Raw genomic sequence first — 24,571 nt, 5'->3', positions numbered from 1 at the left:
TACCAGAGCATTCATGCGGGATATGCCTGATTTCTACCGGTTTCCGGACCGTTTCTCCCCGGATTCACTCGTCCATCCCGTCGGGGTAAACTTGCGCGCCGTCCGAATGTTCTTTGCCGGAACGACTGGTGGAGACGGATGTTCGAACCCCACTTGCCGAACCATTTCGCCGAAGGAGAAGCTTCAGTGCCCGCGCAACAAGTACTCGACCTGATCGGAAACACGCCGCTGGTCGAGATCACCCGCATGAATGCAGGCCCCTGCCGCCTGTTCCTGAAAATGGAGAGCCAGAACCCCGGCGGTTCGATCAAGGACCGCATCGGCCGCTCGATGATCGAGGCGGCGGAGAAAGACGGCCGCCTCAAGCCCGGCGGCACGATCATCGAAGCTACCGCCGGCAATACGGGCTTGGGCCTCGCGCTGGTGGCGGCGCTGAAGGGCTACAAGCTGATCCTGATCGTTCCCGACAAAATGAGCCGGGAAAAAATCTTCCATCTGAAGGCAATGGGCGCGGAAGTCATGCTCACCCGCTCCGATGTGGGCAAGGGGCACCCCGAGTACTACCAGGACATGGCCGAGCGCATCTCGAAGGAGACCGGCGCGTTCTTCGTCAACCAGTTCGGCAATCCGGCCAATCCGCTGGCACACGAAACCACCACGGGCCCGGAGATTTGGGCACAGATGGATCACGACGTTGACGCAGTAGTATTCGGCGTCGGCTCGTCGGGCACCATGACCGGACTGGCGCGCTACTTTGCCAAGGCCTCGCCGCAAGCCGAGATGGTGCTGGCCGATCCGGTCGGCTCGGTGCTGGCGGATTATGTCCACACCGGGAAATACGGCGAAGCGGGCAGCTGGATCGTCGAGGGCATCGGTGAGGACTTCATTCCGCCGATCGCCGATTTCTCGCGGGTGAAGAAAGCCTATTCGATCAGCGACGAGGAAGCCTGTTCCACGGTGCGCGACCTGTTGATGAAGGAAGGAATTCTCGCCGGCTCATCGTCAGGTACGCTGATCGGCGCCGCACTGCGCTACTGCCGTGAGCAGAAATCACCTAAACGCGTGGTGACCTTCGTCTGCGACAGCGGCAACAAGTACCTGTCGAAGATCTTCAACGATTACTGGCTGATCGACCAGGGCCTGCTCAAGCGCGAACAGTTCGGCGACCTGCGCGATCTCGTCACCCGCCGCCACGACGAACGCGCCACTGTAACGATTGCGCCGGACGACAAACTGATGACCGCGTATGCGCGCATGAAACTGTACGACATCTCGCAGCTTCCGGTGCTCGAGGACGGAAAGGTGGTCGGCATCATCGACGAATGGGATCTGCTCACTGCAGCACAGGAAAATCCGGTGCGCTTCAGCGACCCGGTGCGAACAGCGATGACACAGCGGATCGATACCGTGGGCCTGAAAACGCCACTGGCACAGCTTACGGAATTATTCAACAAGGGACATGTCGCCATCGTGGTGGATAAGGGCCAGTTCTACGGCCTGATCACCCGCATGGATGTATTGAATCATTTGCGCAACCGCGCGCCTTGACGTCTAGTACAAGCACTCACCGCACCCGGATCAACAGGTAAGATTCAATCATGACAAACGACAAATCCAAGCTAGGTTTCGCCACGCGATCCATCCACGCCGGACAGTCGCCGGATCCAGCGACCGGCGCGGTGATGACGCCGATCTTCGCCACCTCCACATTCAAACAGCATTCGCCGGGCGTGCACACAGGCTACGAATACGCCCGCTCGCAGAATCCAACCCGGCACGCGTTCGAGCGCTGCATCGCCGATCTCGAAGGCGGGACGCGGGGATTCGCTTTCGCCTCCGGGCTCGCGGCCAGCAGCACCGTGCTGGAGCTGCTGGACGCAGGCAGTCACATCGTCGCGGCGGACGATTTGTACGGCGGTTCCTGGCGCCTGTTCGAGCGGGTGCGCAAGCGTTCCATGGGTCTGAGAACGAGCTACGCCGATCCGAATGTCGCCGGCTCGCTGGAAAAGGCGATCCAGCCGGATACGAAAATGATCTGGGTGGAGACGCCTTCGAATCCTCTGCTCAAGATCACCGACCTGGAACAAGTCGCGAAGATCGGCAAGGCTCGCGGCATTCTGACGGTCGTGGACAACACCTTCGCATCGCCCTACGTGCAACGCCCGCTCGATCTTGGCATCGACATCGTGTTGCATTCGGTGACTAAGTACATCAACGGCCACTCCGACATGGTCGGTGGCGCTGTCATCGTCAGGGATCGCGGTGATCTCGCAGAGAAGCTTGAGTACATGCAGAACGCGATCGGCTCGATCCTGGATCCGTTCTCCAGTTTCCTGGCGCTGCGCGGCATGAAGACGCTGCCGCTGCGGATGAAGCAGCACTGCGGCAATGCCATGCATCTGGCCGCGTGGTTGAAGTCGCATCCGAAGATAGAAAAGGTGATCTACCCCGGTCTGCCGAATCATCCCCAGCATCTGCTGGCGGCAAAGCAGATGAACGGCTTCGGCGCGATGATCGCGATCTATCTGAAAACCGACATGGGGGGCGTGCGCCGGGCACTGGAAGCCTGCAAGGTATTCACACTCGCGGAAAGCCTGGGCGGCGTGGAAAGCCTGATCGGACATCCGGTCACCATGAGCCACGGCTCCTTGCCGGTGGAATTGCGCGCCCGGCTGGGCATCACCGACAACCTGGTGAGACTATCCGTCGGTATCGAGGACGTGGAGGACCTGATCGCCGATCTCGACCAGGCCCTGGGGAAAATCTGATGCCGCTCGACTCAAGGCTCGTTTATCTGGCGATCTTTCTGGCCTGCGCCGGGTTGATCGGCTTTGCACTGTATCTGCAGCATTCGCTCGGCCTGGAACCCTGCCCGATGTGCATCCTGCAGCGCTATGCTTTCGTCGTCGTCGGCGTCGTCGCGCTAGTGGCGGCAGTCCACAACCCCGCTCTGCTGGGGCGCTGGATCTACAGCGGCCTATTGGTCCTCATGGCCGCAACCGGCGGCGGCGTGGCGATTCGACATGTTTATCTCGAACACTACCCGCCCAAGATTTTCGATTGCGGCGCCGATGTCGGCTTCATGCTCGAATCCTTCCCGCTCACGGAAGCGCTGCCGATGATTTTTCGCGGTACGGGCGACTGCACGAAGGTGCTGTGGCGCTTCCTCAGCCTGTCGATCGCGGAGTGGTCGCTGATCTGTTTTGCCTGCCTGATCGTCGCCGCTGTCATGGCGGCGATGATCAAGCAACGCCGCTGATTTTCCCGCGATGACGCAGCCGGGATGCGATCCGCCCATCGGGAAAATCGCAGGCATTGCAATGGTTTTGAAGTTCCGCTATCGCAACAGATGCGGGCAATATCAGGGGCTGTCGCCCACCACGGCGGAGAGTTCACGCCAGAACTCCAGCGCGGTCTGCGTGCGCCATTCCACGTGGCGACGCAGCGCCTTCGCCACGACCGGGCCGAATTTGGAATCGTGCTTGGCGGCCAGCGCCTGCGGAATACCGCCGAGAATTTCCTCGCGCGTGAAGTAGGGAATTTCCCTGAGCATCAATGCCAGCAACAGCAATCCGGTCTGGTAGATATCCACATGGCGCCCGATCGCGCCGAACTTCTCGGGTTCGAAGGCTTCCGGCGGACGCATCCAGTCGGCGAGCAGGGTCTGGAACACACGAATATCGGACTCGAGCCGGGTAAGGCCGAGATCGCCGACTTTGAACGACCAGACCTGTTCCTTGATCATCCTGCGCTTGCGCCGCTGCTCTGTGACGAACACATTGCCGGGATGCAAATCCTTGTGCACGTAACCCGCTGCGTGGATGTAGTCGAGCGCCTGCAGCACATCGCGGGCCACGTAGGGAATCCAGCGGTCGGCATCCAGCCCCAGACGCGTGATCAGACGCGACAGCGGGAAACTGCAACGTTCGATGATGAGATAGAAAGTGTCCTTGAACTCGAAAGCGTCGTAGACGAAGGTGATGTTCGGATGACGCATGACCAGGAGCTTGCGCAATTCGTCCTGCCAGACGCGGCGCACTTCGCGGTAAGACTGGTCGTGCGGAATGAGGATCTTGGCGACCAGCGGATTGCCCCAGTCGTCGATGCACTCGTACACCATGCCGAAACCGCCCTGCCCGATCGCATCGCCTATGAAGTAGCAACGATCCCCGTTGACGAGCACTTCGCCTTTCTCCGGCGGCTGGAAACGCCGAGGCTGGCGGAAAGCAATATTCCTGATCGCTTCGAGACGGGGCGATTTCATCGCCGTGCCTCTCCTGGTTGATTCAGACCGACTGTCAAGGCGTCGTAGCGAAGGCTACCCCGATCATGGAGTCGCGCGTGACCAGCGCGGCGAGCTTGTCCTCCGGCCATCCGTCGGTACCGGCGGGGCGCCTCGGCAGCACGAGATAGCGCATGTCGGCGGTGGAGTCGTGCACCCGTACCACTGCGTCGCCCGCGATTTCCGTGCCGAATTCCCTGAGCACCTCGCGCGGTTCATTGATCACCCGCGAACGGTAATTGCGGCTCTTGTACCAGTCGGGCGGCAAGCCGAGCAGCCAGCGCGGATAGCAGGAGCACAGCGTACAGACGATGACGTTGTGCACGTCATCGGTATTCTCCACCACCACCAACTTGTAGATGCCGCCATCCATGCCGAGCGCCTCGCAGGCAGCATTGCCATCGGAAAGGAGCAGCCTGCGGAATTCCGGATCGGTCCATGCTTTCGCCACAATCCGCGCACCCTGCAGCGGTGAGCGGCTGTCCATGTCTTCGACGGCACGGCGCACTTCGTCCGCGCTGAGGATGCCCTTTTCGATCAGGAGGCCGCGGACCGCAATCTCCATCGCCCGCCAATAGGTAATGGTGTCGTCCTGATCCGGACGCAAAGGAGGATGCCGGTGCGGTGCCGCGTGGTCGTGGGAATGGGAATGATCGCGCGGATGATCGTGATCGTGCGGCATGGTTATCGGTCCGGTTCGAGCCAGTGCTGATAGATTTCGATGTCCACCGTATCGTCTGCCTGGCCCCGATACTCGGGCCAGACGTCGCGCTGCAGGAAACGCACACGGTACAACGGCTGCTTCGGCAGTCCCAGCCGCGCATAGGCCAACTCTTCGGGATTGCGATACACGCCGCAGAGCCGTTCGATGATACCGCGCTTGCCGCGGATGTAATAAGGCGTGCGGACGTGGCCCACCGGATAAACCGCACGCACGGCGACCGCATCGCCAGGAACGAATTTCGGACCGGCCCCGTCAGCGCTCGCCATGGGCCTGCGCTTGCGCAATTGCGCTGCCGAGTTCGTCGATGGTGATGACGCCACGCTGGATCAGCGTCTGCGTGATCGAGTAGATCCAGCGCTCGTAATAACTCATCTTGTCGTAGGCGTCGGCGCCCAGCGTCTCGATATTCCGGCGCAGTTCGTCCACCGTCAGATGCCCCTTCTTCGACAGCAGCACCATCAGTGCATCCACGCGCTTTTCCCACAATGCGTAGTCATGCTCATTCGCCTCGACTTTGCCTGCAGGCAAGCCGCCCATATCGTGAATGCCGCGATAGTTCATCATCGTCGATACGCGAATTCTGATTGGACAAAGGTTAGCGCGCCTGCCCCGATCCGGGCAGGCGCAAGAGAATTATAGGACGAGGTTACTTCGGCTGCTGCGGATTTGCAGCCGGGGCGGGCTTGACGATCGGCGCGGCGGGAGACGCGGACGGACCGGGCGCAGCGGCTGGATTGACCTTGGCGCCATCCGGTACGGTATTCGGCAGGCTGAGCACGACCCGGACGCCCTCGCCGATGCCATTGGCGATTTTCACCGACGCGCCATCGGTACCGGCGATTTCGATGGGCGTGAGCTTGATGTGATTGTCGGCTTCGAGCACCGCGACGAAATTCTTGCGGTCACGTACCACCAGAGCGGACGCCGGCGCCTCGATGTAGCTGGTCTGCGGCACCATCAGCGAAACATTGACGAACGAGCCCGGAATGAAGGCGCCTCCGCGATTGTCGAAATCGACTTCGGCCAGCAGCGTGCGCGTCCTCGGATCGAGTTCGCCCGCCACGCGACTGACCTTGGCCTTGATGCGCTGTGTGGGATTGGCCGTATCGATGATTTCCGCCTCGATACCGGGACGTACGACGCGTGCATCGACCTGTTCGACATAGACGCTGACGCGGAGCTTCGACGGATCCGACACGGTGACGACCGGCTGGGATGAAGTCTGGTTGTTGGCGGCGTTGGTGATCAGCGCGCCCGGATCCACATAGCGCCCGGTCACGACGCCGGCATAGGGCGCATACAGGCTGCGGTAACCGAGTTGCGAACGCAAGGTGTCCACGCGACCGCGGGCGGTACGCACGTCGGTATCTGCGTTGTCCAATGCCTGCTGGGAAAAGAATCCCTTGGCGGCGAGGTCGCGCGTGCGCTGCGCCAGGCGCTCACGGTTTTCCATCTCCGACACCGTGCTCTTGTATTCCGACTCGAGTTCAGGCGCCTGCACTTCGGCAATGAGTTGCCCCGCGTGCACGCGATCACCGACATCGACTGTGATCTTCGACAAATAACCACCGACTTTCGAATAGAGGGTGGTCGCCTTGTAGGGGCGCAGTTCACCGGTCAGGTTGATCTTGCGAGCGGCGGATCCGCGCACGGACTGGCCGATGACCACGGTGGGGCCGGCATCGAGCTGCGCCGTGCGCGCCTTGGCCTCCTCCGCGAGGTGGTTCTGCTTTTCCTGCCAGAACCACCAGACGGCAGCACTCGCCACGGTCACCAGTACAAAGGCGACAATGTAGAAAACCACAAAAGAATCGCGTCGTCGCTGCAGCGCAGCCATTCTCGTCACTCCTCAGGCTTGGCGTCCCTGCGCCTCGGCCTCGAACCGGGCATCGAGTTCGTGCAGGATCGGCATGTTCTTTCTGACAAAGGTATAGATCACCGGGACCACGAACAGCGTGGCGATGGTCGCCATCGCCAGCCCGCCGATCACGGCGCGCCCCAGCGGCGCGTTCTGTTCGCCGGCTTCTCCCAGTCCGAGCGCCATCGGCACCATGCCGATGATCATGGCCAGCGCAGTCATCAGCACCGGTCGCAAACGCGTCCTGCCGGCTTCGATCGCCGCTTCAATCACGCCCAGGCTCTTTTCGACGCGCAGATCGTTGGCAAAGCTCACGATCAGGATCGAGTTCGAGACGCCGATGCCGACCGCCATGATCGCACCCATCAATGACATGACATTGATCGTGGTTCCGCTCAGCGCGAGTATCCAGAGGATGCCGATCAATGCGCCCGGCACGGCCATCATGATGATGAACGGATCGATCCACGACTGGAACAGCACCACCAGCAGCGCATACACCAGCACGATCGCCAGCAGCAGGCCGCCGATCAGGCTTTCGAACGAGGCATTCATGACCTGGTACTGGCCGCGAATCACGATCTTCGAAGTCGGCGGGAAATCCTTCTCCGCGGTCATTGCGTCGATCCTGCGCTTGATGTCGGAGACCACGCCGCCCAGGTCGCGGCCGTCGATATTGGCAGCAATGTCGAGTACGCGCTGCACGGTGTAATGCGACACCGATTGGTAGCTGGTTTCCGGCCTGAGCGAAGCGATATTGGACAGCCGGGTCACCGGCGCGCCCGGCACGGCGTTCAGCTTGGCGGCGGCCGTGTTGTCGAGCACCGGTGTCGCGCCCGAGGTTATCGGGGTAGCCATCAGATCTTCCACCGAGCTCATGCGCTCGATCGGAGTCTGCACAGCGACGGTGTAGTTGACGCCGTTGGGATTCAGGAAATACGAGGGATTGACGATGGCGCTCGACGACAGCGTTGTCAGCACGTTGCTGGCGACGTCGCGCTGCGTGAGTCCGAGTCGCGCGGCGCGCACGCGATCGACCTCCACGCGCAATGCCGGATAGTTCAACACCTGCATCTGACGCACGTCGACCGCGCCCGGCGTCTCTTCGATGATCTTGCGCACCCGCGCTGCGTAGCCCTGGGCGCGCTCGAAGTTCGCATCCTGGATCTGCACGTCGATCGGTGCCGGCAGTCCGAAGTTCAGTACCTGGGTGACGATGTCGGCATTCTGGAAATACATGGTCGAACCCGGGAACTTCGGCGGCAGCTTGTCCCTGAGTTCGCGCATCCAGTGCGCGGAAGGCTGGTGCGGGTGCTTGAGCGAGATGAGAATATCGGCATCCATGCCGCTGATGTTGTCGGTGGGTACGAAGGCGAGGTTGAAGAACAGCGGCACTCCGAGCATATCGTTGATTGTCGAAATCTCCTCGGCCGGGATGACTTTGCGAATTTCCTCCTCCACGGCGAGTACCAGCTTCTCGGTTTCTTCGATTCGCATCCCCATCGGCGCGCGGAAATGGAGCTTCATGATGCCAACGTCGGCCGCCGGGAAGAAATCGGTGCCGACCACCCGGCCCAGAAAGACACTCACTCCGCCCATCAAAATCAGGCAGACCAGTACGAACGGGCGATGGTGCATGATCACCGTCAGCACCGCGCCATAGGTGTCTTGCAACCATTCGAGGGAGTTTTCGCGTGCGCGATTGAAACGGGCGCCGATACCGCTGCCATTGCCGTCATCGTGATGTTCGCCGGCCAGCAACTGCCGGGACAGCATGGGCACCAGCGTGAACGACAGGATGTACGAAGCCAGCAGCGAGAACACCACCGACAGCGCAAGCGGGACGAACAGGAACTTCGATACGCCGTACAGGAACGCAACCGGAATGAACACGATGCAAATCGCCAGCGTGGCCATCGTGCGCGGCAGCGCGACTTCACGCGAGCCCTCGAGAATGGCGACCGTGAGCGGCTGCCCCATCGCCCGGTGGCGATGGATGTTTTCAACAGCGACGGTCGCGTCATCGACCAGGATACCGGTGGCGAGCGACAGGCCGGCCAGGGTCATCAGGTTGATGGTGTTGCCGGAGAAATAGAGTCCGAGCATTCCGGCGGCCATCGCGCACGGGATCGAAGTGATCACGACAATGGTATTGCGCCATGACCCGAGGAACAACAGTACCATGAGCGACACCAGCAGCGATGCAATGACCGCTTCCGAGGCGACGTTCTTGATTGCCGCTCGCACGTAGACCGACTGGTCGAAATCGAGTTTGATTTCGATGCCTTCCGGTGCCGCCTTCCGGATTTCCGGCAGCAGGTCGCGCGTAGCTTCAACCACCGCGAGCGACGACGCTTCGGAATGCTTGAGGATGGTCAGGTAGGTCGCGCGGCGACCATCGACGTGGACTATGTTGTTCTGCACCGCGAAGCCGTCGGCGACCTTGGCGACATCTCCGAGCAGCACCGGCACGCCGTTCGACACCCGCAGCGGCATCTGGTTGAACTGGTCCACCGTCGGTGGACTGGAATTCATCACCACGTTGTAATCCGTGGACCCGATGCGCGCCGTGCCCGCTGGCACCAGGATGTTCGAACTCTGCAACGCGTTGACGACGTCATTCGGCGAGACGCCCTTGGCCGTCATCAATTGCGGATTGAGGTCCACCATGATCTGGCGCAGCCGGCCGCCGAACGGTGCCGGCACAGTCAGGCCGGGAATGGTGAACAGCTTCACGCGCACGAAGTTGAACGCGTGGTCGAAGATACGCCCCTCGGGAACGGTCTTGCTCGACAACACCATTTGCACGATGGGTACCGTGGCCGGGTCGTACTGAATGATCACGGGCGGCGTTATGCCCGGCGGCAGGATGCGCAGGATGGTGCCGTTGATGGCATTGATCTGTGCAATCGAAGCGCCGATGTCGGTGCCCTGATGGAAATACACCTTGACCAAGCCGATGCCGGGGATGCAATTGGATTCGATGCGCTCGATGCCGTTGACCGTCGTTGAGTAGGCGCGCTCGCTGATGATGATGACGCGGCGCTCCATTTCCTCGGCCGACAGGCCGGGGTAGTTCCAGCCGACGAAAACGACCGGGATGTCGATCTTGGGGAAAAAATCGACCACCATACGCGTCACCGCCAGGCCCCCGAGCAATAGCACGAGCAGCGACAGCACGGCGATCGTGTACGGGCGGCGCAATGCCACCCGCACCAATTCCATCATGATATTTCTCCGGCTAGAAGGGGGTCAGCGGCGTGAAATGGAAAATCGCGCCGCTTGCCGTCGTGGCCGCAGCGGCCATGATAGCGCCTAACGCCGATTTCGATTGTCATGAAACGAGATTGAGAAGTTAGTCTACGGGTTCGGATCGCGGTAGCGACTCTGCCGGAATATGCATTATGCGAGTCAAGAATAAATCGCAGCTCGATCGGCGGCGCAACGGCCCCGCGATTCGTGCCGGCCGGCGCACGGATCCATTGATCGGATTCTACGTAGTCCTATGCCGGCAATGCGGGATTCTTCACGAACAAAAAAGGCTGGCACCATGGCCAGCCTATCCGGACGTGATGCGGCTATTTCCCGAATAGCTTCTGCAGCTCACCGGACTGGTACATCTCGCGCATGATATCCGCGCCGCCGACGAATGCACCATTCACATACAGCTGCGGAATCGTCGGCCAGTTGGAAAATTCCTTGATGCCCTGGCGGATATCCTGGTCGCTCAGCACATCGACCGTAGCCACGTTTTCCACACCACATGCTTCAAGAATCTGCACTGCAGCAGCGCTGAACCCGCACATCGGCGCATCCGGCGTGCCCTTCATGTAAAGCACGATTGGATTGCTTGTTACCTGCTGCTTGATCTTGTCCTGAGCGCTCATGCGTAATACCTCTGGATGGGTGAAGGAGTCTCAACTGCGGAGTCACTCCCGTTAGACAGTTCCGATGTTAACGAGTCGGCGATTTCGACGTCAATAGCCGTCCGCCCGACACGCGAGGCAATCCGGCGATATCGGCGCGGCTGATCACCTCGCCAAAACCCGCGTCGAGCAAAAGGTCTCTGCAAATTTCGGCCTGTTCGTAGCCGTGCTCGAATAGCAACCAACCTCCCTCGCGCAGATACGCCGGCGCATCTGCAACGATGACGCGAATGTCGGCCAGACCGTCCTCCCCCGATGCCAGCGCCGTTGCGGGCTCGAAGCGCAAGTCGCCTTGTTGCAGATGCAGATCTCCCGTAGCTACGTACGGGGGATTGGAGACGATCAGGTCGAATCGGCGGCCAGTCAGCGGTTTGAGCCACGCGCCTTGCACAAGTTCGACGTCCACGCCGATTGCGACAGCGTTTTCACGCGCGACGATCAATGCGGCAGCCGAAACATCCACTGCGGTGACGCGTGCTGCGGGCCGTTCATGGGCCATGGCGATGGCGATGCAGCCGCTGCCAGTGCCAAGATCCAGCACGTCAGGTTGCGCCCCTTGCACCAGTTTTTCGAGCGCCGCGTCCACCAGCGTTTCCGTATCCGCGCGCGGGATCAATACGTCCGGGGTAACGCGGAACTCGAGTCCGTAAAATTCCCGCCTGCCCACCAGATAGGCGACCGGCTCGCCGATTCGCCGGCGCCGGATGAGTTCGCGGAAAGGTTCGACCGCGGATGGATCGGCTGCATCATCGCGGTGCGCGGAAAGCCAGGCGCGGGAAACACCCATTGCGTGCCCGAACAGTATTTGCGCTTCCCGCCTCGCTTCGATAAGGTCCGCACTCGCGGCAAGATTGCGTGCCGCATCGTCGAGCAGTCCGCCGACGGTTGGGTTCACGCCTGCGCGGCGAACGTCTCTTCGGCCATCGCAGCGAGCAGCTCGGTCTGATGTTCGGAGAGCAATGCGTCGATCAGGTCGTCAAGCGCCCCATCCATGATCTGATCGATCTTGTAGAGCGTCAGGTTGATGCGATGATCCGTCACCCTGCCTTGGGGAAAATTATAAGTGCGAATGCGCTCCGAGCGATCGCCGCTGCCGATCAGCGATTTGCGCGTCGCCGCCTGTTTCGCCTGCCGCTCGCGCACCTGCTTGTCCTTGATCCGCGCGGCCAGTACCGACAACGCCTGCGCTTTGTTCTTGTGCTGGGAGCGATCGTCCTGGCATTCGACAACGATACCAGTAGGCAAATGGGTCACGCGCACCGCGGAATCGGTCTTGTTGATGTGCTGGCCGCCGGCGCCGGAGGCGCGGAATGTGTCGATGCGCAACTCCGCCGGATTGAGCACGACGTCTTCGATCGCATCGGCTTCCGGCATCACGGCGACCGTGCAGGCGCTGGTATGAATGCGGCCCTGCGTTTCGGTTGCCGGCACGCGCTGCACGCGATGTCCGCCCGATTCGAACTTCAGCTTCGAGTAGGCGCCGAAACCGATGATTTTGGCAATCACTTCCTTGTAGCCGCCCAGTTCGCTCTCGCTTGCCGAAATCAGCTCTACCTTCCAGCCGAGGCGTTCGGCATAACGGAAATACATGCGGAACAGATCGCCGGCGAACAAGGCCGATTCGTCGCCGCCGGTGCCCGCTCGGATTTCCAGAAAGATATTGCGCTCGTCGCTGGGGTCCTTCGGCAAGAGTTGCTTTTGAAGCTCGGACTCGAGATCGAGCAACTGCTGCCTGCCCTCCTTCACTTCGGCTTCGGCGAGTTCGCGCATTTCCGGATCGTTCGCCAGATCCCGGGCCGCCGCGATGTCGCGCTCGCTCTTCCCGTAGGCGTGATAGAGCGCGACCACCGGCGTGATCTCGGCGTGCTCGCGGGTCAGCTTGCGATAATTCTCCAGGTTCTTGGTGACGTCCTCGCTGGACAGCAAGGCGTTGAGTTCCTCCAATCTGGCCGACAGTTGCGCCAGCTTGGAGGCGATGGAAGGTTTCATTCCGGCGGGTTGATCTCGTAGAGGCGAGTCAGCGCTGCAACCAGGACGTCGCGGTCCCTGGCTTCCGCGCTGTTCAGCGCGTGCGTGGGCGCGTGCAGAAATTTGTTGGTCAGCGAATGCGACAGCTGTTCGAGCACCTTCTCCGGATCGTCGCCCTTCGCCAGCATGCGCGCAGCGCGCTCCAGTTCGTGACGGCGCATGCGCTCGGCCTGATCGCGCAGCGCACGGATGGTCGGAACGAGTTCCCGGTTCTCCAGCCAGTGCATGAAAGCATGCACGTTGGCGTTGATGATGGCCTCCGCCTGCGCGACGGCGGCATGGCGGGTGTCGAGGCCTTCCTGCACGATTTTGCCGAGATCGTCCACACTGTAGAGGAACACGTCATCCAGTTCGGCGACTTCCGCCTCGACGTCGCGCGGCACCGCGAGGTCGATCATCAGAATCGGCCGATGGCGGCGCGCCTTGAGGGCGCGTTCGATCATCCCCTTGCCGAGGATGGGAAGCGTGCTTGCCGTACAGGTGACCACGATGTCGTGCAGCGGCAACTGCTCGGGCAAATCGTTCAGCGTGATTACACGACTCCGGAAACGGCTGGCAAGTTGTTCGCTGCGCTCGATCGAACGATTCGCGAAAGTCATTTCGCGCGGCTGCTTCGCGGCAAAGTGGGTCGAACACAGTTCGATCATTTCGCCCGCGCCGACGAACAAGACCTTCTGTCCGGCGATGCTCGGGTAAATCCGCTCGGCAACCTTGATCGCCGCCGCCGCCATCGAGACCGAACTGGCGCCGATGTCGGTCTGGGTACGTACTTCCTTCGCCACCGAAAACGTGGACTGAAACAGCTTGTGCAGCACGGTGCCGAGCGTGCCGGCGTGCTCGGCGGATTTCACCGCGTCCTTCATCTGGCCGAGGATCTGCGGCTCTCCGATCACCATCGAGTCGAGCCCGCTCGCCACGCGGAAGGCGTGGGTCACTGCGCGTTCGCGCGGCAGCGTGTAAAGAAATGGCTCCAGGACCGGGGCCTTGAGGTGATGGAAACGCGCGAGCCAGTCGATCGCGCGAATCGGCTCGTGCGTGCTGCAATAAACCTCGGTGCGATTACAGGTGGAAATGATCGCGGCTTCGCGTACCGATTCGCGTGCCACGAGATCGCGCAGCGCCGCTTCCAGATTTTCGGCGTGAAAAGTCACCTGCTCGCGAACCGCGAGCGGGGCCGTATGGTGATTCATGCCGAAAGCGAAGAGCTGCATCGAAGTCCGGAATTGACGGGGGGCAACTAACCCCGATCGAGGCCCCTGATTATAAGCCAAAAGGCCTGCTTTCCCTTCGATTCAGGGATTGGGCGCCGGCCTTCCGCCGTCTATTTGATCTGGGCCGGCAGCCAGATGGTCAGCGGCGGGAAAACGATGGTCAGCCCGAGCACGACGATCGCCCAGGCGAGGAAGGGCAATACTTCCCACATGACCGGCCCAAGGCGGATTTTGCCCACGCTGGAGACGACGAACAGCAACAACCCGATTGGCGGATGCATCAGGCCGATCATCAGGTTCAGCACCACGACCGCGCCGAACTGAATCGGATCGATGCCCACCTGCGCGCCGAGCGGAATCAGCAGCGGCAAGAAGATGATCATGGCGGGCAACGGTTCGACGATACAGCCGATTACCAGCAGAAACGCGTTGATCATCAGCAAAACGATGATCGGATTGGTGGAAATACTCTGGATAGTGTCGATGACCGTCTGGTTGATCTGGCTTTCCGCCACCAGCCAGCTGAACGGCCCGGCGGCTGCAAGCAGGAACAAGATGACGGCGGTGGAACGTCCCGCACTGAAAATGAGCTTGGGAAGCTGCCTGAGGGTAATCCCGCGATAGACGAAAAAACACACGAATAGCGCGTACAACACTGCGAGCGCCGCCGATTCGGTCACGGTAAGCAGTCCGAAGCGGATGCCTCCGATGATGATGACCGGCATCATCAGCGCCCACGATGCACGGCCGGTCGCCTGAAGTTTTGTCTTGAAGCCGGCCGCTTCGCGGCTCGGATATTTGCGGAATCTGGCGACGATGCTGCAGATCACCAGGAAGCCGGCGGCCAGCAGGACGGCCGGTACCACACCCGCCATGAACAGCTTCACCACGGATTGGTTGGATATCTGCGCATAGACAACCATCGGAATCGATGGCGGCAGAATCGGCCCGAGCAGCGCGCCTGCAACAATGACCGCCCCGGCAAATCCTTCGCCGTAACCTTCCTTGCGCATCGCCGGAATCAGCGGCTTCCCCGTGGCGACCGCATCGGCGACCGCCGATCCCGACACGCCTGCCATGACAAAGTTGGTGATGATGGATACGTGCCCGAGGCTGCCCCTGAGCCGGCCGACCAACGCCATCGCCCAATCGATCAGCCGCATCGTCAAACCGCCGCTGTTCATCAGTTCGCCCGCGAGAATGAACAGCGGCACCTGCACCAACGCGTAGCTATCTACGCTCGCCATCATGGATAGCGGCATCATCGCCATGTCGATGACGTCGTCGGGTTTGGCCAGAATGCCGAGCCATGCCGAAAAGATCATCGAGAAGCCGACGTCGAAGCCGATCAACAACGCCAGCAGGAAAGCGATGAACAACAGAGCCAGCAACGCTATTTCTCCTCGTAGCCGGGCGGTTTGCGGCCCATGACCCCGGCAACGAGCCTGACGCCGACGTAGAGCAGCATCACCAGGCACGCGATGAACACGCCGGCGGCGGGAACTGCGGCGCTGAACACGGTTCCCAGTAACTCCTGATCCTTGCCGATCACCATCAGGCGCCAACTCCCCGGCACCAGGACGACGAGCAACACGATCAGCAGCGCATCGAACGCCAGTTCCAGAACCTGTCGGATCTTCGGCGGAAGGTGGGAATCGATCAGGTCGACGCGGATATTGACCATCGCACGCACCGCAATTGCGAAGCCGACGAAGGTCAGCCAGACCAGCGCGATGCGGGCGTACTGGTCAGGCGCCGCAATGCCGGTATCGATGAAGTGACGATCGACGAATTGCAGGGAAACGATGACGACCAGCGACACCATCAAAGCGATTACCGCCCATTCGATCACGATATCGAGCAGGCGTAATCCGCGTTTGAGAATCTCCAGCATGCAGGCGCCGTGCGCTGAACCAGGTGGCGCGGACTACTGCTGCGCGGCCTTCAGGCGCTCGACCAGGCCATTGGGCCAAAACTTGCCCTCATAGCTCTTGTAGACATCTTTCCACGCAGCTTCGAAAGCCGCTTTGTCGGGAACGACGTAATTCACGCCTTGTTTCTTCAACTCCTCCATGCCCTGGCGATCGAACTGCTCGCCGAGATCGGTCGCGACTTTGCCGCCGGCCTGCGCGGCGCGCTTGAAGAGTTCCTGCTGCTCCTTGGTCATGGATTTCCAGCGCCGATCGGAGATGTACCACGCCGCTACATCGTAGACGTGGTCGGTGGCAGACCAATACTTGGAAACCTCATGGAAGCGGAATGTGACGGTCAGGTCGAAACCGTTGTCCTGGCCGTCGACCTGGCCGCGTGACAACGCCATGTAAACCTCATTCAGACCAAGCGGCACCACTTTCACGCCGAGGGACTCGAATGTCTCGCGGAAAATCGGAATCGGCGGAATGCGCAGCCGCAAACCCTTCAGGTCCTCGGGCTTTCGGATGGGTCCCTTGGTCGTGACGATCGCGCGCGGCGAGCGCGCGCCTGCCACCGCAAAAATTCGTATGCCAGAAGACTTGGCGCAGTTGTCGTAGAACTCCTGCATGATCGGGCCGTTGAGAACCTGGGCGGCTTTTTCCTTGTTCTTGAACAGGTAGGGCAGATAGGCAACGTTGAGCGCACCGCAGTCCTTGAGTTGGCCGGAGTTGCCGACTCCCAGATAAGCCATGTCCACGGTGCCGAGCTGCATGCCGGCGATGAGCTGCTGGATGTCGCCGATCTGACTGTCGGCATAGACCTGCACGCGAATCTTGCCGCCGCTTTCCTTGTCGACGACCTCGGCGAACTTCTCCATCGCCTTGTGCAGGTTGCTGTTGGTGACGAACGGCGTGCCGAAACGCAACGTCAGGTCCGCCGCCTGATTGACGGAACCTGTCGCGGTGAGCAGCAGAGCCAGCACAGCAGAAATACAGAGCTTCATGTTTCTCCCCCCGGAGCATTTCTAATTTTTATAGCCGGCAGGCCTCGGCCCGCCGGTCATTTCAAGGTGCTGAACTATCAATGCACGCATGCATCGCTGTCAAGCTGCGCCGCGGATAACAGGGAGTGAGATGGAACCGAATGTCGCCTGGAAGAGGGATGGTGGCCAAGGGCGGAATCGAACCACCGACACTAAGGTGAGCCGGTGGGATGGTAGATTTTCGGGGTGGAGTTCGGATCAACCGCCTGCCCGACTCGCCTGCACGACTGGACAGTCGTTCGCCAGAGCACCCAGGCCGGCAACGAGCGCTCGGAACCGATTACGAAACGACGGGATGAGCCAGCCTCCGGCGCCGGCGAGCCGTCCGGGCGGCACGCGCCTGCGGCTCGCGTGCCGCCCGGACGGCTCGCCGGCGATGAAGCATTGCACTTTGTGGACGCCACGTATAGCCGGAGAGATTTTGCGGGTTCTTGGAGTACTGTCAATAACTGTACGGTCAGAAGGTTTCATCCTCGTCTGCCCGGGGTGCTGTAACTGAAGAGGATCGTGTGCGGTTTCTTCGATAGGCTGAATACGCTACCATTCGTGCCTTGTACACTTTAATCTACGCACTACACATCGGCTAGGAATCCCGCAGAATGAGCGCTGCCACAGGAACAAGCGCTGCCTCGGGAATCAGTGGGGCACCGTCTCGGCGAATTTATAACCGCGCTCCGATCGTAGAAGCGGTCATAGATATACAAGTGCGTTATCCAGATCATCTCGAATTCCCTGTTGTGACTGAGTGCGCAGATGCATTCGCTGCAAAGTTCGCGAGGCGAGAACCCCTACAGTTTTTCACCGTTGGACTGAAGAACGAAGATGGGCACATAGAATCAATGCCGTCTACGCAAGGACAAACTGGGTGGAAACTCTTTACAGCCGAAAATGACCGCATCTTGCAAATTCAACGCAAGAGTTTTACTTATAGCCACTTGCCACCATATACGCGTTGGGAAATTTTCAAGCAAGAGGCGATGCCACTTTGGGCGAAGTTCGTCGAGCTGTGCAAGCCAGAACAAATTACGCGCGTGGCAGTGCGATACATTAATCGCTTGATGTTGCCAGCAGGGCCGATCGATCTTAGCCACTATTTGCGAGTTGTCCCTGAAGTACCTGATTCCGTTGGACCAATTTCCGGTGTTTTCATGCAAATTCTGATCCCACAACCAAGTCTTGGTCCGAATGTACATTCTACGGTTTCCGTAGCATCGCAAGCGTCACCGGACCCACGTTCACAAGCGTTCGTGCTGGACATTGATGTTTTTCAGACAGGGGTTGAACTTTCGTCTGGCGATGCGACGATTTGGACTTTGTTAGATGGTCTGCGCGATAAAAAGAACGAACTGTTCGAAACTTGCTTAACCGACAAAATGAGGGAACTAATCGCATGAGATTCCAATCCAGCGGTGAGAGCTCTATTGTTCATGAGTTAGCCTTACGAGATGTAGGCATTGGCGAAGTCGTCGCCAATCTGCGTAAGGATTGGCTTGTGCCCGCATCGGAACGTTTACGCGATCTGACATCGCGCAGGGTGCGTCTAGCAATCTTTAAGATGGCCAGCAGGAATGCGAATTGGGATGGCTACGGAAGTGCGGCACACAACGAAAATTCCATCGCTAGCGCGGTGGAGGCTATTGAGGAGCTATTTGACCAAACCAAGATTGCGAATTTCGGCTGGGTAGATCCTCATGTGGGACTGAACGAACGCGGTGATGTGGTTTTTGAGTGGTGGAATTACCACAAAAAGTTAACGCTCTATTTTTCGCCAGAGACAATTGAGTATGTAAGCAGTTGGGGATCAAATATTGAGACGCAGATGGAAGCCGGCGTTCTGGAAAAAGACGGTTTTGCTGATCTATGGCGTTGGCTCAGATTGCAGATTGACTAATGTGCGTGGGACCGGTCACAGACGACGAGGTGCTACACCGAAGCGTTCGCTACGAATATGTGGTTTACGATGGGACCAGTTGGCGTTTGTCCAATCAGGCGTTCAATGACACTGAATGGAAGCCATCTGTAGATCGTAAGAGTTTACGGGACGACCCTAGAGATACTCAAATCAGTGCTACCGACGGAGTAGCTCAACTAGAGGCTCTCCAAGTTCGTGCCATCGCAGGACTCGTCAATAATCCAGGGGCCGCTCAGACGGAGCGAATCACGCTGAAAGTGGACGTAATTGCTCGTCCGATTGAGTCCGGAAACCCCTCCGGACTTCCGGAGAATCGATCTCATGCGCAAATCGAAACGGATCCTTCGTTCGCAAATGGCAACCGCTTCAACAAGCTTAAGGATGCGCTCTGTCGAATTGCAGAATCCCACGGGTGGGCGATAGAGCCATACCGTCAGTCATAGCCAGGCATCACTTACCCTTCGGTAACGTTGCTCTCTTGCAAGTCGACATCTCCAAGCGTCTTTAAGCATTGGTGAACATATCTTGTTCGGAAACGATCTTTACATCGATCGGAAGTGTCCGTCGGATCGGGGGGTAGCTCATTATGGACATTGCCAGAGCCCAACAGATCATAAACGCTTACGGCGCAACCCTAACTGCGGTCGCAAAGATTCCGCAGCCTCACGTCATAGATCTGAGGGAACTGCCGTTTTCGAAATCAGAGATCAAACAAGCAATCAGGTTGCTCTTGCCAGTAGCGCCTAACCCCCAGGTTTTGAAATCGCTGGTGTTTGGTTACGTCTCTCTAGCCGACTGGCAAGAGGGCGTTGGCCCAGAGCCCATTGGTATTATGCTTTCGGATTCGGACTCGCCCACGGATCCCGAGACCTTGAAGCGCATAGCTGCTCGGGGAAGTGCATGGCAAAAATGGCGTCCTAAGGTAAACGCGGAATCTGTGGCTCTCGCGTCGGAACTGAAGATGTTAGGGTTCTAATACATTGTTCACCACAATGTGTCTGTATTGAACTTTCTGCAGCTTGGCAATTTACGACTCCTCGGTCCTTCACGGAAAGAACTCCTTTAATGGGACACCGAGCTGCAGGTCGCCACTGGCCGCGGAGACAGGGCCAGGCCCTCCCGGAAACGGTTTTACAGCGTCAATGCCAATAGTGACACGTCTACACAGCATCTACGCAAACGAAATTGGCCCGCAGTCCTCCAGCCATTGTTTTACTGGTGCTGATGAGAAGAGTTGAACCTTCGACCGCCTGATTACGACTCAGGCCCGTTACAGGGACGAATTGGCAGTCGGTTCCTGCTATGTTCCTACTAATTCAGAAGGGAGATGGTGGCCAAGGGCGGAATCGAACCACCGACACAAGGATTTTCAGTCCTCTGCTCTACCGACTGAGCTACTTGGCCCCCGCTTGCAACTTCTGATCCGAATGGGAGTCGGATCGCTTTCTTATGTTCCCGATGGCGGAAGCCGCCAGCGCTCGGAAAGCGCGGCATTTTACCCGAAAACACCTGTGCCCGGTCAATCCGGATTCCCTGCTGAAGAACAGAAAAGCCCGCGTCAGCGGGCTTTTCGTTTACGTGGGCCTGCTTCAGTTCTGATGAATGTCCCTGTCCTTGGTTTCCTTGAGGAACACTATCCCGATCACCACGGTCATCACGGCCACGACGATCGGATACCACAGTCCGTAATAGATATCGCCCGTGGCCGCCACCATCGCCGTCGCGGTGAGCGGCAGCATGCCGCCGAACCAGCCGTTGCCGATGTGATAAGGCAGTGACATCGAGGTATAGCGGATCCGTGTCGGGAACAATTCGACCAGGAAGGCTGCAATCGGTCCATACACCATCGTCACATAGATCAGCATGATGACCAGTATCAACAAGGTCATGCCGTAGTTCACCCTGGTCTTGTCCGCCGGCCCGGGATATCCGGATGTTTTCAGCGTTTCCGACAGCTTCTTTTCATCCCAGCCTTCGATCTCGACCTCGCCCACTTTGGTGACGACGGCCTTGCCGGGAACCGCGGGTACCGAACTGAAGCTCAGGCCCTGCTTCGTCAGGAAGTCCTTGGTTCGATCGCAATCGGTGAACTTGCTCCACGGGCCGACAAATATGTGAAAGCTGCAGTCGGTCGCGGCCACCGAGATCTTGGTGGTCTGCTGATACTGCTCCAGTGCCGGATTGACGTAGTGAGTCAACGCCTGGAACAGCGGAAAATAGGTCAGTGCCGCTATCAGGCATCCGGCCAGGATGATCTTGAGACGACCGATCTTGTCGGAAAGCCAGCCGAAGAATATGAAGAACGGCGTGCCGATCAGCAACGACGCACCGATCAGCGCATAAGCCGTCACGAACTCCAGCTTCAGCGTAATGATCAGGAAGAAGAGCGCGTAGAACTGGCCGCTGTACCAAACCACGCCCTGGCCTGCTGTGGCGCCAAGCAGCGCCAGCAATACAAATTTGTTGTTGGGGTAGCGCAAAAAACTGTCCGTCAGCGGCGCCTTGGATCCCTTGCCTTCGGACTTCATCTTGGTGAACACCGGCGACTCTTCCAGTTTCAGCCGGATGTAGACAGAAAATGCCAGAAGGATCACCGAGAACCAGAACGGAATCCTCCAGCCCCAATCGGCAAAAACTTTCGCATCCATCTGGACGCGGCAGATTCCGATCACCAGCAGCGCCAGGAAAAAGCCCAGCGTGGCGGTGGTCTGGATCCAGCTGGTGTCGTAGCCGCGCCGATGATTCGGCGCGTGCTCGGCCACATAGGTCGCCGCACCGCCATATTCACCGCCAAGGGCAAGCCCCTGCAGCAGCCGCAATGACACCAGCAGAATCGGGGCACCCCAGCCAATGGCCTCGTATGTCGGCAGCAAGCCGACCGCAAAGGTCGCGCCGCCCATGACGATAATGGTGACCAGGAACGTGTATTTGCGACCCACCAGGTCACCGATACGACCGAACACCAGCGCCCCGAATGGACGGACCAGAAAGCCGGCGGCGTAAGTCGCAAACGCCGACAACAGGGCGGCCGTTTCGTTGCCTTTCGGAAAGAACAATGCCGCGAAGAACGGCGCCAGTGTTGCGTACAGATAGAAGTCGTACCACTCGAAAACCGTGCCCAGTGAGGAAGCGAAGATGACCCGCTTCTCTTCCGGCTTGAAATCCGGATGATTCTCGTCGTGGATGCTGGTTGCGATGCCAGTCATGTTCTCTCCTCCCGTGTGATTGTTGCCGCGGCAGTCAGGCGCCGACGCAGTCTGACCGACAGTTTAATTGCCGAGCCCGGGCGACTGTCAATGTCATGCTACGCCGCGGTTGCAGCAAATCTGAACGGCCGGTAAGGGGGAGGCGTTGACCATCGTCCTGGCGCCAAAAAGAAAAGCCCCGCCGAAGCGGGGCTTTTCGTAGTCCGAGAGCGGCTAAAGCTCTTACATATCCATGCCGCCCATGCCACCCATACCGCCCATGCCGCCGCCACCGCCGTGGGAATGTTCTTCCTTCGGCGCCTCGGCCACCATCGCCGCCGTGGTCAGGATCAGACTGGCCACCGAAGCAGCATTCTGCAATGCGTAGCGGGTAACCTTGGTAGGATCGAGCACGCCCATTTCCATCATGTCCCCGTACTCACCCGTCGCGGCGTTGTAGCCGAAGTTGCCCTTGCCTTCGGCAACCTTGTTGAGCACCACCGACGGCTCATCGCCGGCGTTGGCGACGATCCAGCGCAGCGGCTCTTCCAGTGCGCGCAGCACGATCTTGATGCCCGCATCCTGGTCGTGGTTCTCGCCCTTGAGCTTGCTGATCGCGAAACGGGCACGAATAAACGCGACGCCGCCGCCGGCGACGATGCCTTCCTCGACTGCCGCACGCGTCGCGTGCAGCGCGTCTTCGACGCGTGCCTTCTTCTCTTTCATTTCGACTTCCGTTGCCGCACCCACCTTGATCAGCGCCACGCCGCCGGCGAGTTTCGCTACGCGCTCCTGCAGCTTTTCCTTGTCGTAGTCGCTGGTCGCTTCGTCGATCTGCTTGCGGATCGACTTTACGCGGCCTTCGATGGTCTTGCCGTCGCCGGCGCCGTCGATGATGGTGGTCTCCTCCTTGCCGATTTCGATGCGCTTGGCCTGGCCCAGGTCTTTCAGGGCGGCCTTCTCGAGAGAAAGTCCCACTTCTTCCGCGATGACAGTGCCGCCGGTCAGAATGGCAATGTCTTCCAGCATGGCCTTGCGGCGGTCGCCGAAGCCCGGTGCTTTCACCGCGCAGGTCTTGAGGATGCCGCGAATGTTGTTGACCACGAGGGTTGCCAGCGCTTCGCCGTCAACGTCTTCGGCAACGATCAGCAATGGACGTCCGGCCTTGGCGACCTGTTCCAGAATCGGCAGCAATTCGCGAATGTTGGAGACCTTCTTGTCGTGCAGAAGGACGTAGGGATTGTCCAGAATCGAAATCTGGCGATCCGGATTGTTGATGAAGTAAGGCGACAGATAGCCGCGGTCGAACTGCATGCCTTCCACGACTTCCAGTTCATCCTCCAGGCCCTGACCGTCTTCGACGGTGATCACGCCTTCCTTGCCGACTTTTTCCATGGCTTCCGCAATTTTCTGTCCGATCACGGCGTCGGAATTTGCGGAGATCGAGCCAACCTGGGCGATTTCCTTGCTGGTGGTGCAGGGCTTGGAGATCTTTTTCAGCTCTTCGACGACGGCGATGACGGCCTTGTCGATACCACGCTTCAGGTCCATCGGGTTCATGCCGGCGGCCACGAACTTCATGCCTTCCTGCACGATCGCCTGTGCCAGCACGGTTGCAGTGGTGGTACCGTCACCGGCGACATCCGAGGTCTTGGAAGCCACTTCCTTGACCATCTGGGCGCCCATGTTTTCGAACCTGTCCTTGAGTTCGATTTCCTTGGCGACCGACACGCCGTCCTTGGTAATGGTGGGGGCGCCAAAGGAGCGCTCCAACACCACATTGCGGCCCTTCGGGCCCAGGGTCACCTTGACCGCGTCGGCCAGGATGTTGACTCCAGCCACGATGCGGGCACGGGCTGAGTCATGAAATTTGACGTCTTTTGCTGCCATAGGAATTTGCTCCTGAAAATTATAGAGGTGGAACTTGATGGTTGACTTAGGCTGCTTCGACGACGCCCATGATGTCTTCTTCGCGCATCACGAGCAGCTCTTCGCCGTGAACCTTGACGGTCTGGCCCGAGTATTTGCCGAACAGGATCTTGTCGCCCTTCTTAACATCCAGCGGGCGGACCTTGCCGTCTTCCATGACCTTGCCATTGCCAACCGAAATCACCTCACCTTGGTCGGGCTTCTCGGCGGCGGTATCGGGAATCACGATTCCGGAAGCGGTCTTGCGCTCTTCCTCCAGGCGCTTGACGATCACGCGGTCGTGCAAAGGACGGATTTTCATTTCAACTCTCCTTGTTATGGACAATAAATCGAGAGCGAGCTCTCATTGGCACTCAATACTTGCGAGTGCTAATAATAAGGGCGGGGAGGCCAGAATTCAAGGCCTGTGGCTAATCTCGACGGAAGTATGTACTTGACGAAACAGGTCAAAAAGTAAGCGGACTGCTATAAATACTTGATTACCTAGCGTGGCTTTCTGGGCTTCCTAGGTTTGCTACGGGGCGACTTGGCTTTGGCCGGAACTCGCTTCTGAAGCGCAG

At 59.3% G+C, this 24,571-nt stretch carries 21 protein-coding genes and 1 tRNA gene; 5 read left to right on the top strand and 17 right to left on the bottom strand.

The window, feature by feature from the left end; genetic code table 11:
• The first annotated feature begins 138 nt into the window (after nucleotides 1-138).
• From HY067_06755 to HY067_06745, 3 genes are read left to right on the top strand one after another with little or no spacing between them, the layout of a single operon-like run.
• Nucleotides 139-1,548, top strand: a complete 1,410-nt coding sequence (locus HY067_06755; protein MBI3527652.1) for a cystathionine beta-synthase — start codon at nucleotides 139-141, stop codon at nucleotides 1,546-1,548.
• Nucleotides 1,549-1,598: 50 nt separating this feature from the next.
• On the top strand, nucleotides 1,599-2,768 hold the full coding sequence (locus HY067_06750) for a PLP-dependent transferase (GenBank protein ID MBI3527651.1): 1,170 nt from the start codon (nucleotides 1,599-1,601) through the stop codon (nucleotides 2,766-2,768).
• Entirely contained in the window at nucleotides 2,768-3,259 is a 492-nt protein-coding gene (locus tag HY067_06745; protein ID MBI3527650.1) for a disulfide bond formation protein B, read from the top strand. The genes HY067_06750 and HY067_06745 overlap by 1 nt, the downstream gene beginning before the upstream one ends.
• A 102-nt stretch (nucleotides 3,260-3,361) precedes the next feature.
• On the opposite strand, the gene HY067_06740 is transcribed toward HY067_06745, so the two are convergent.
• The 13 genes from HY067_06740 to HY067_06680 all read right to left on the bottom strand — a co-directional run bounded on the left by HY067_06740 (nucleotide 3,362) and on the right by HY067_06680 (nucleotide 16,946).
• Nucleotides 3,362-4,264, bottom strand: a complete 903-nt coding sequence (locus HY067_06740) for a protein kinase (protein MBI3527649.1) — start codon at nucleotides 4,262-4,264, stop codon at nucleotides 3,362-3,364.
• Nucleotides 4,265-4,298: 34 nt separating this feature from the next.
• Entirely contained in the window at nucleotides 4,299-4,964 is a 666-nt protein-coding gene (gene nthA / locus HY067_06735) for a nitrile hydratase subunit alpha (GenBank protein ID MBI3527648.1), read from the bottom strand.
• Nucleotides 4,965-4,966: 2 nt separating this feature from the next.
• A complete protein-coding gene (locus HY067_06730; GenBank protein MBI3527647.1) occupies nucleotides 4,967-5,272 on the bottom strand; it encodes a nitrile hydratase subunit beta in 306 nt (101 codons plus the stop codon).
• Nucleotides 5,259-5,543 (bottom strand): nitrile hydratase subunit beta, encoded by a 285-nt coding sequence (locus HY067_06725; GenBank protein ID MBI3527646.1) that lies wholly within the window; start codon nucleotides 5,541-5,543, stop codon nucleotides 5,259-5,261. The genes HY067_06730 and HY067_06725 overlap by 14 nt, the downstream gene beginning before the upstream one ends.
• 109 nt (nucleotides 5,544-5,652) lie before the next feature.
• The gene (locus tag HY067_06720; protein MBI3527645.1) at nucleotides 5,653-6,843 is read right to left on the bottom strand and encodes an efflux RND transporter periplasmic adaptor subunit; all 1,191 of its coding nucleotides are present in this window, start codon (nucleotides 6,841-6,843) and stop codon (nucleotides 5,653-5,655) included.
• Nucleotides 6,844-6,855: 12 nt separating this feature from the next.
• Nucleotides 6,856-10,089 carry an efflux RND transporter permease subunit gene (locus HY067_06715; protein MBI3527644.1) on the bottom strand — a complete coding sequence of 1,078 codons (3,234 nt, stop codon included), beginning with the start codon at nucleotides 10,087-10,089 and terminating at the stop codon, nucleotides 6,856-6,858.
• Nucleotides 10,090-10,442: 353 nt separating this feature from the next.
• Nucleotides 10,443-10,751, bottom strand: coding sequence for a Grx4 family monothiol glutaredoxin (grxD, locus tag HY067_06710; GenBank protein MBI3527643.1), 309 nt, complete (start codon nucleotides 10,749-10,751; stop codon nucleotides 10,443-10,445).
• A 67-nt stretch (nucleotides 10,752-10,818) separates the two neighbouring features.
• A complete protein-coding gene (gene prmC / locus HY067_06705) occupies nucleotides 10,819-11,685 on the bottom strand; it encodes a peptide chain release factor N(5)-glutamine methyltransferase (protein MBI3527642.1) in 867 nt (288 codons plus the stop codon).
• Nucleotides 11,682-12,779: a peptide chain release factor 1 gene (gene prfA / locus HY067_06700; protein MBI3527641.1), complete on the bottom strand. Its 1,098-nt coding sequence runs from the start codon at nucleotides 12,777-12,779 to the stop codon at nucleotides 11,682-11,684. The genes prmC and prfA overlap by 4 nt, the downstream gene beginning before the upstream one ends.
• Nucleotides 12,776-14,029 (bottom strand): glutamyl-tRNA reductase, encoded by a 1,254-nt coding sequence (locus tag HY067_06695; GenBank protein MBI3527640.1) that lies wholly within the window; start codon nucleotides 14,027-14,029, stop codon nucleotides 12,776-12,778. Before HY067_06695 ends, prfA begins: the two co-directional genes overlap by 4 nt.
• 110 nt (nucleotides 14,030-14,139) lie before the next feature.
• Complete coding sequence (locus tag HY067_06690) at nucleotides 14,140-15,420, bottom strand: TRAP transporter large permease (protein MBI3527639.1); 1,281 nt, start codon at nucleotides 15,418-15,420, stop codon at nucleotides 14,140-14,142.
• Between the two features lie 2 nt (nucleotides 15,421-15,422).
• On the bottom strand, nucleotides 15,423-15,923 hold the full coding sequence (locus tag HY067_06685; GenBank protein ID MBI3527638.1) for a TRAP transporter small permease subunit: 501 nt from the start codon (nucleotides 15,921-15,923) through the stop codon (nucleotides 15,423-15,425).
• Between the two features lie 33 nt (nucleotides 15,924-15,956).
• A complete protein-coding gene (locus HY067_06680; protein MBI3527637.1) occupies nucleotides 15,957-16,946 on the bottom strand; it encodes a TRAP transporter substrate-binding protein in 990 nt (329 codons plus the stop codon).
• Between the two features lie 638 nt (nucleotides 16,947-17,584).
• Between HY067_06680 and HY067_06675 the strand changes: the two genes are divergently transcribed.
• The gene (locus HY067_06675; GenBank protein ID MBI3527636.1) at nucleotides 17,585-18,379 is read left to right on the top strand and encodes a TIGR04255 family protein; all 795 of its coding nucleotides are present in this window, start codon (nucleotides 17,585-17,587) and stop codon (nucleotides 18,377-18,379) included.
• Nucleotides 18,376-18,876: a hypothetical protein gene (locus HY067_06670; GenBank protein MBI3527635.1), complete on the top strand. Its 501-nt coding sequence runs from the start codon at nucleotides 18,376-18,378 to the stop codon at nucleotides 18,874-18,876. The genes HY067_06675 and HY067_06670 overlap by 4 nt, the downstream gene beginning before the upstream one ends.
• A 1,349-nt stretch (nucleotides 18,877-20,225) precedes the next feature.
• Here the strand turns inward: HY067_06670 and HY067_06665 are convergent.
• The 4 genes from HY067_06665 to groES form a co-directional block, all read right to left on the bottom strand.
• A tRNA-Phe gene (locus HY067_06665) sits at nucleotides 20,226-20,301 on the bottom strand.
• 185 nt (nucleotides 20,302-20,486) lie between these two features.
• Nucleotides 20,487-22,103 (bottom strand): MHS family MFS transporter, encoded by a 1,617-nt coding sequence (locus tag HY067_06660; protein ID MBI3527634.1) that lies wholly within the window; start codon nucleotides 22,101-22,103, stop codon nucleotides 20,487-20,489.
• Between the two features lie 222 nt (nucleotides 22,104-22,325).
• Nucleotides 22,326-23,972, bottom strand: coding sequence for a chaperonin GroEL (gene groL / locus HY067_06655; protein ID MBI3527633.1), 1,647 nt, complete (start codon nucleotides 23,970-23,972; stop codon nucleotides 22,326-22,328).
• A gap of 46 nt (nucleotides 23,973-24,018) precedes the next feature.
• Entirely contained in the window at nucleotides 24,019-24,312 is a 294-nt protein-coding gene (groES, locus tag HY067_06650) for a co-chaperone GroES (protein MBI3527632.1), read from the bottom strand.
• Nucleotides 24,313-24,571 lie beyond the last annotated feature (259 nt).

It is taken from the genome of Betaproteobacteria bacterium, from assembly GCA_016194905.1.
Lineage (GTDB): Bacteria > Pseudomonadota > Gammaproteobacteria > Burkholderiales > JACQAP01 > JACQAP01.
The sequence above is the reverse complement of the archived record's forward strand: the minus strand, read 5'-3'. Positions and strand labels throughout refer to the sequence as shown.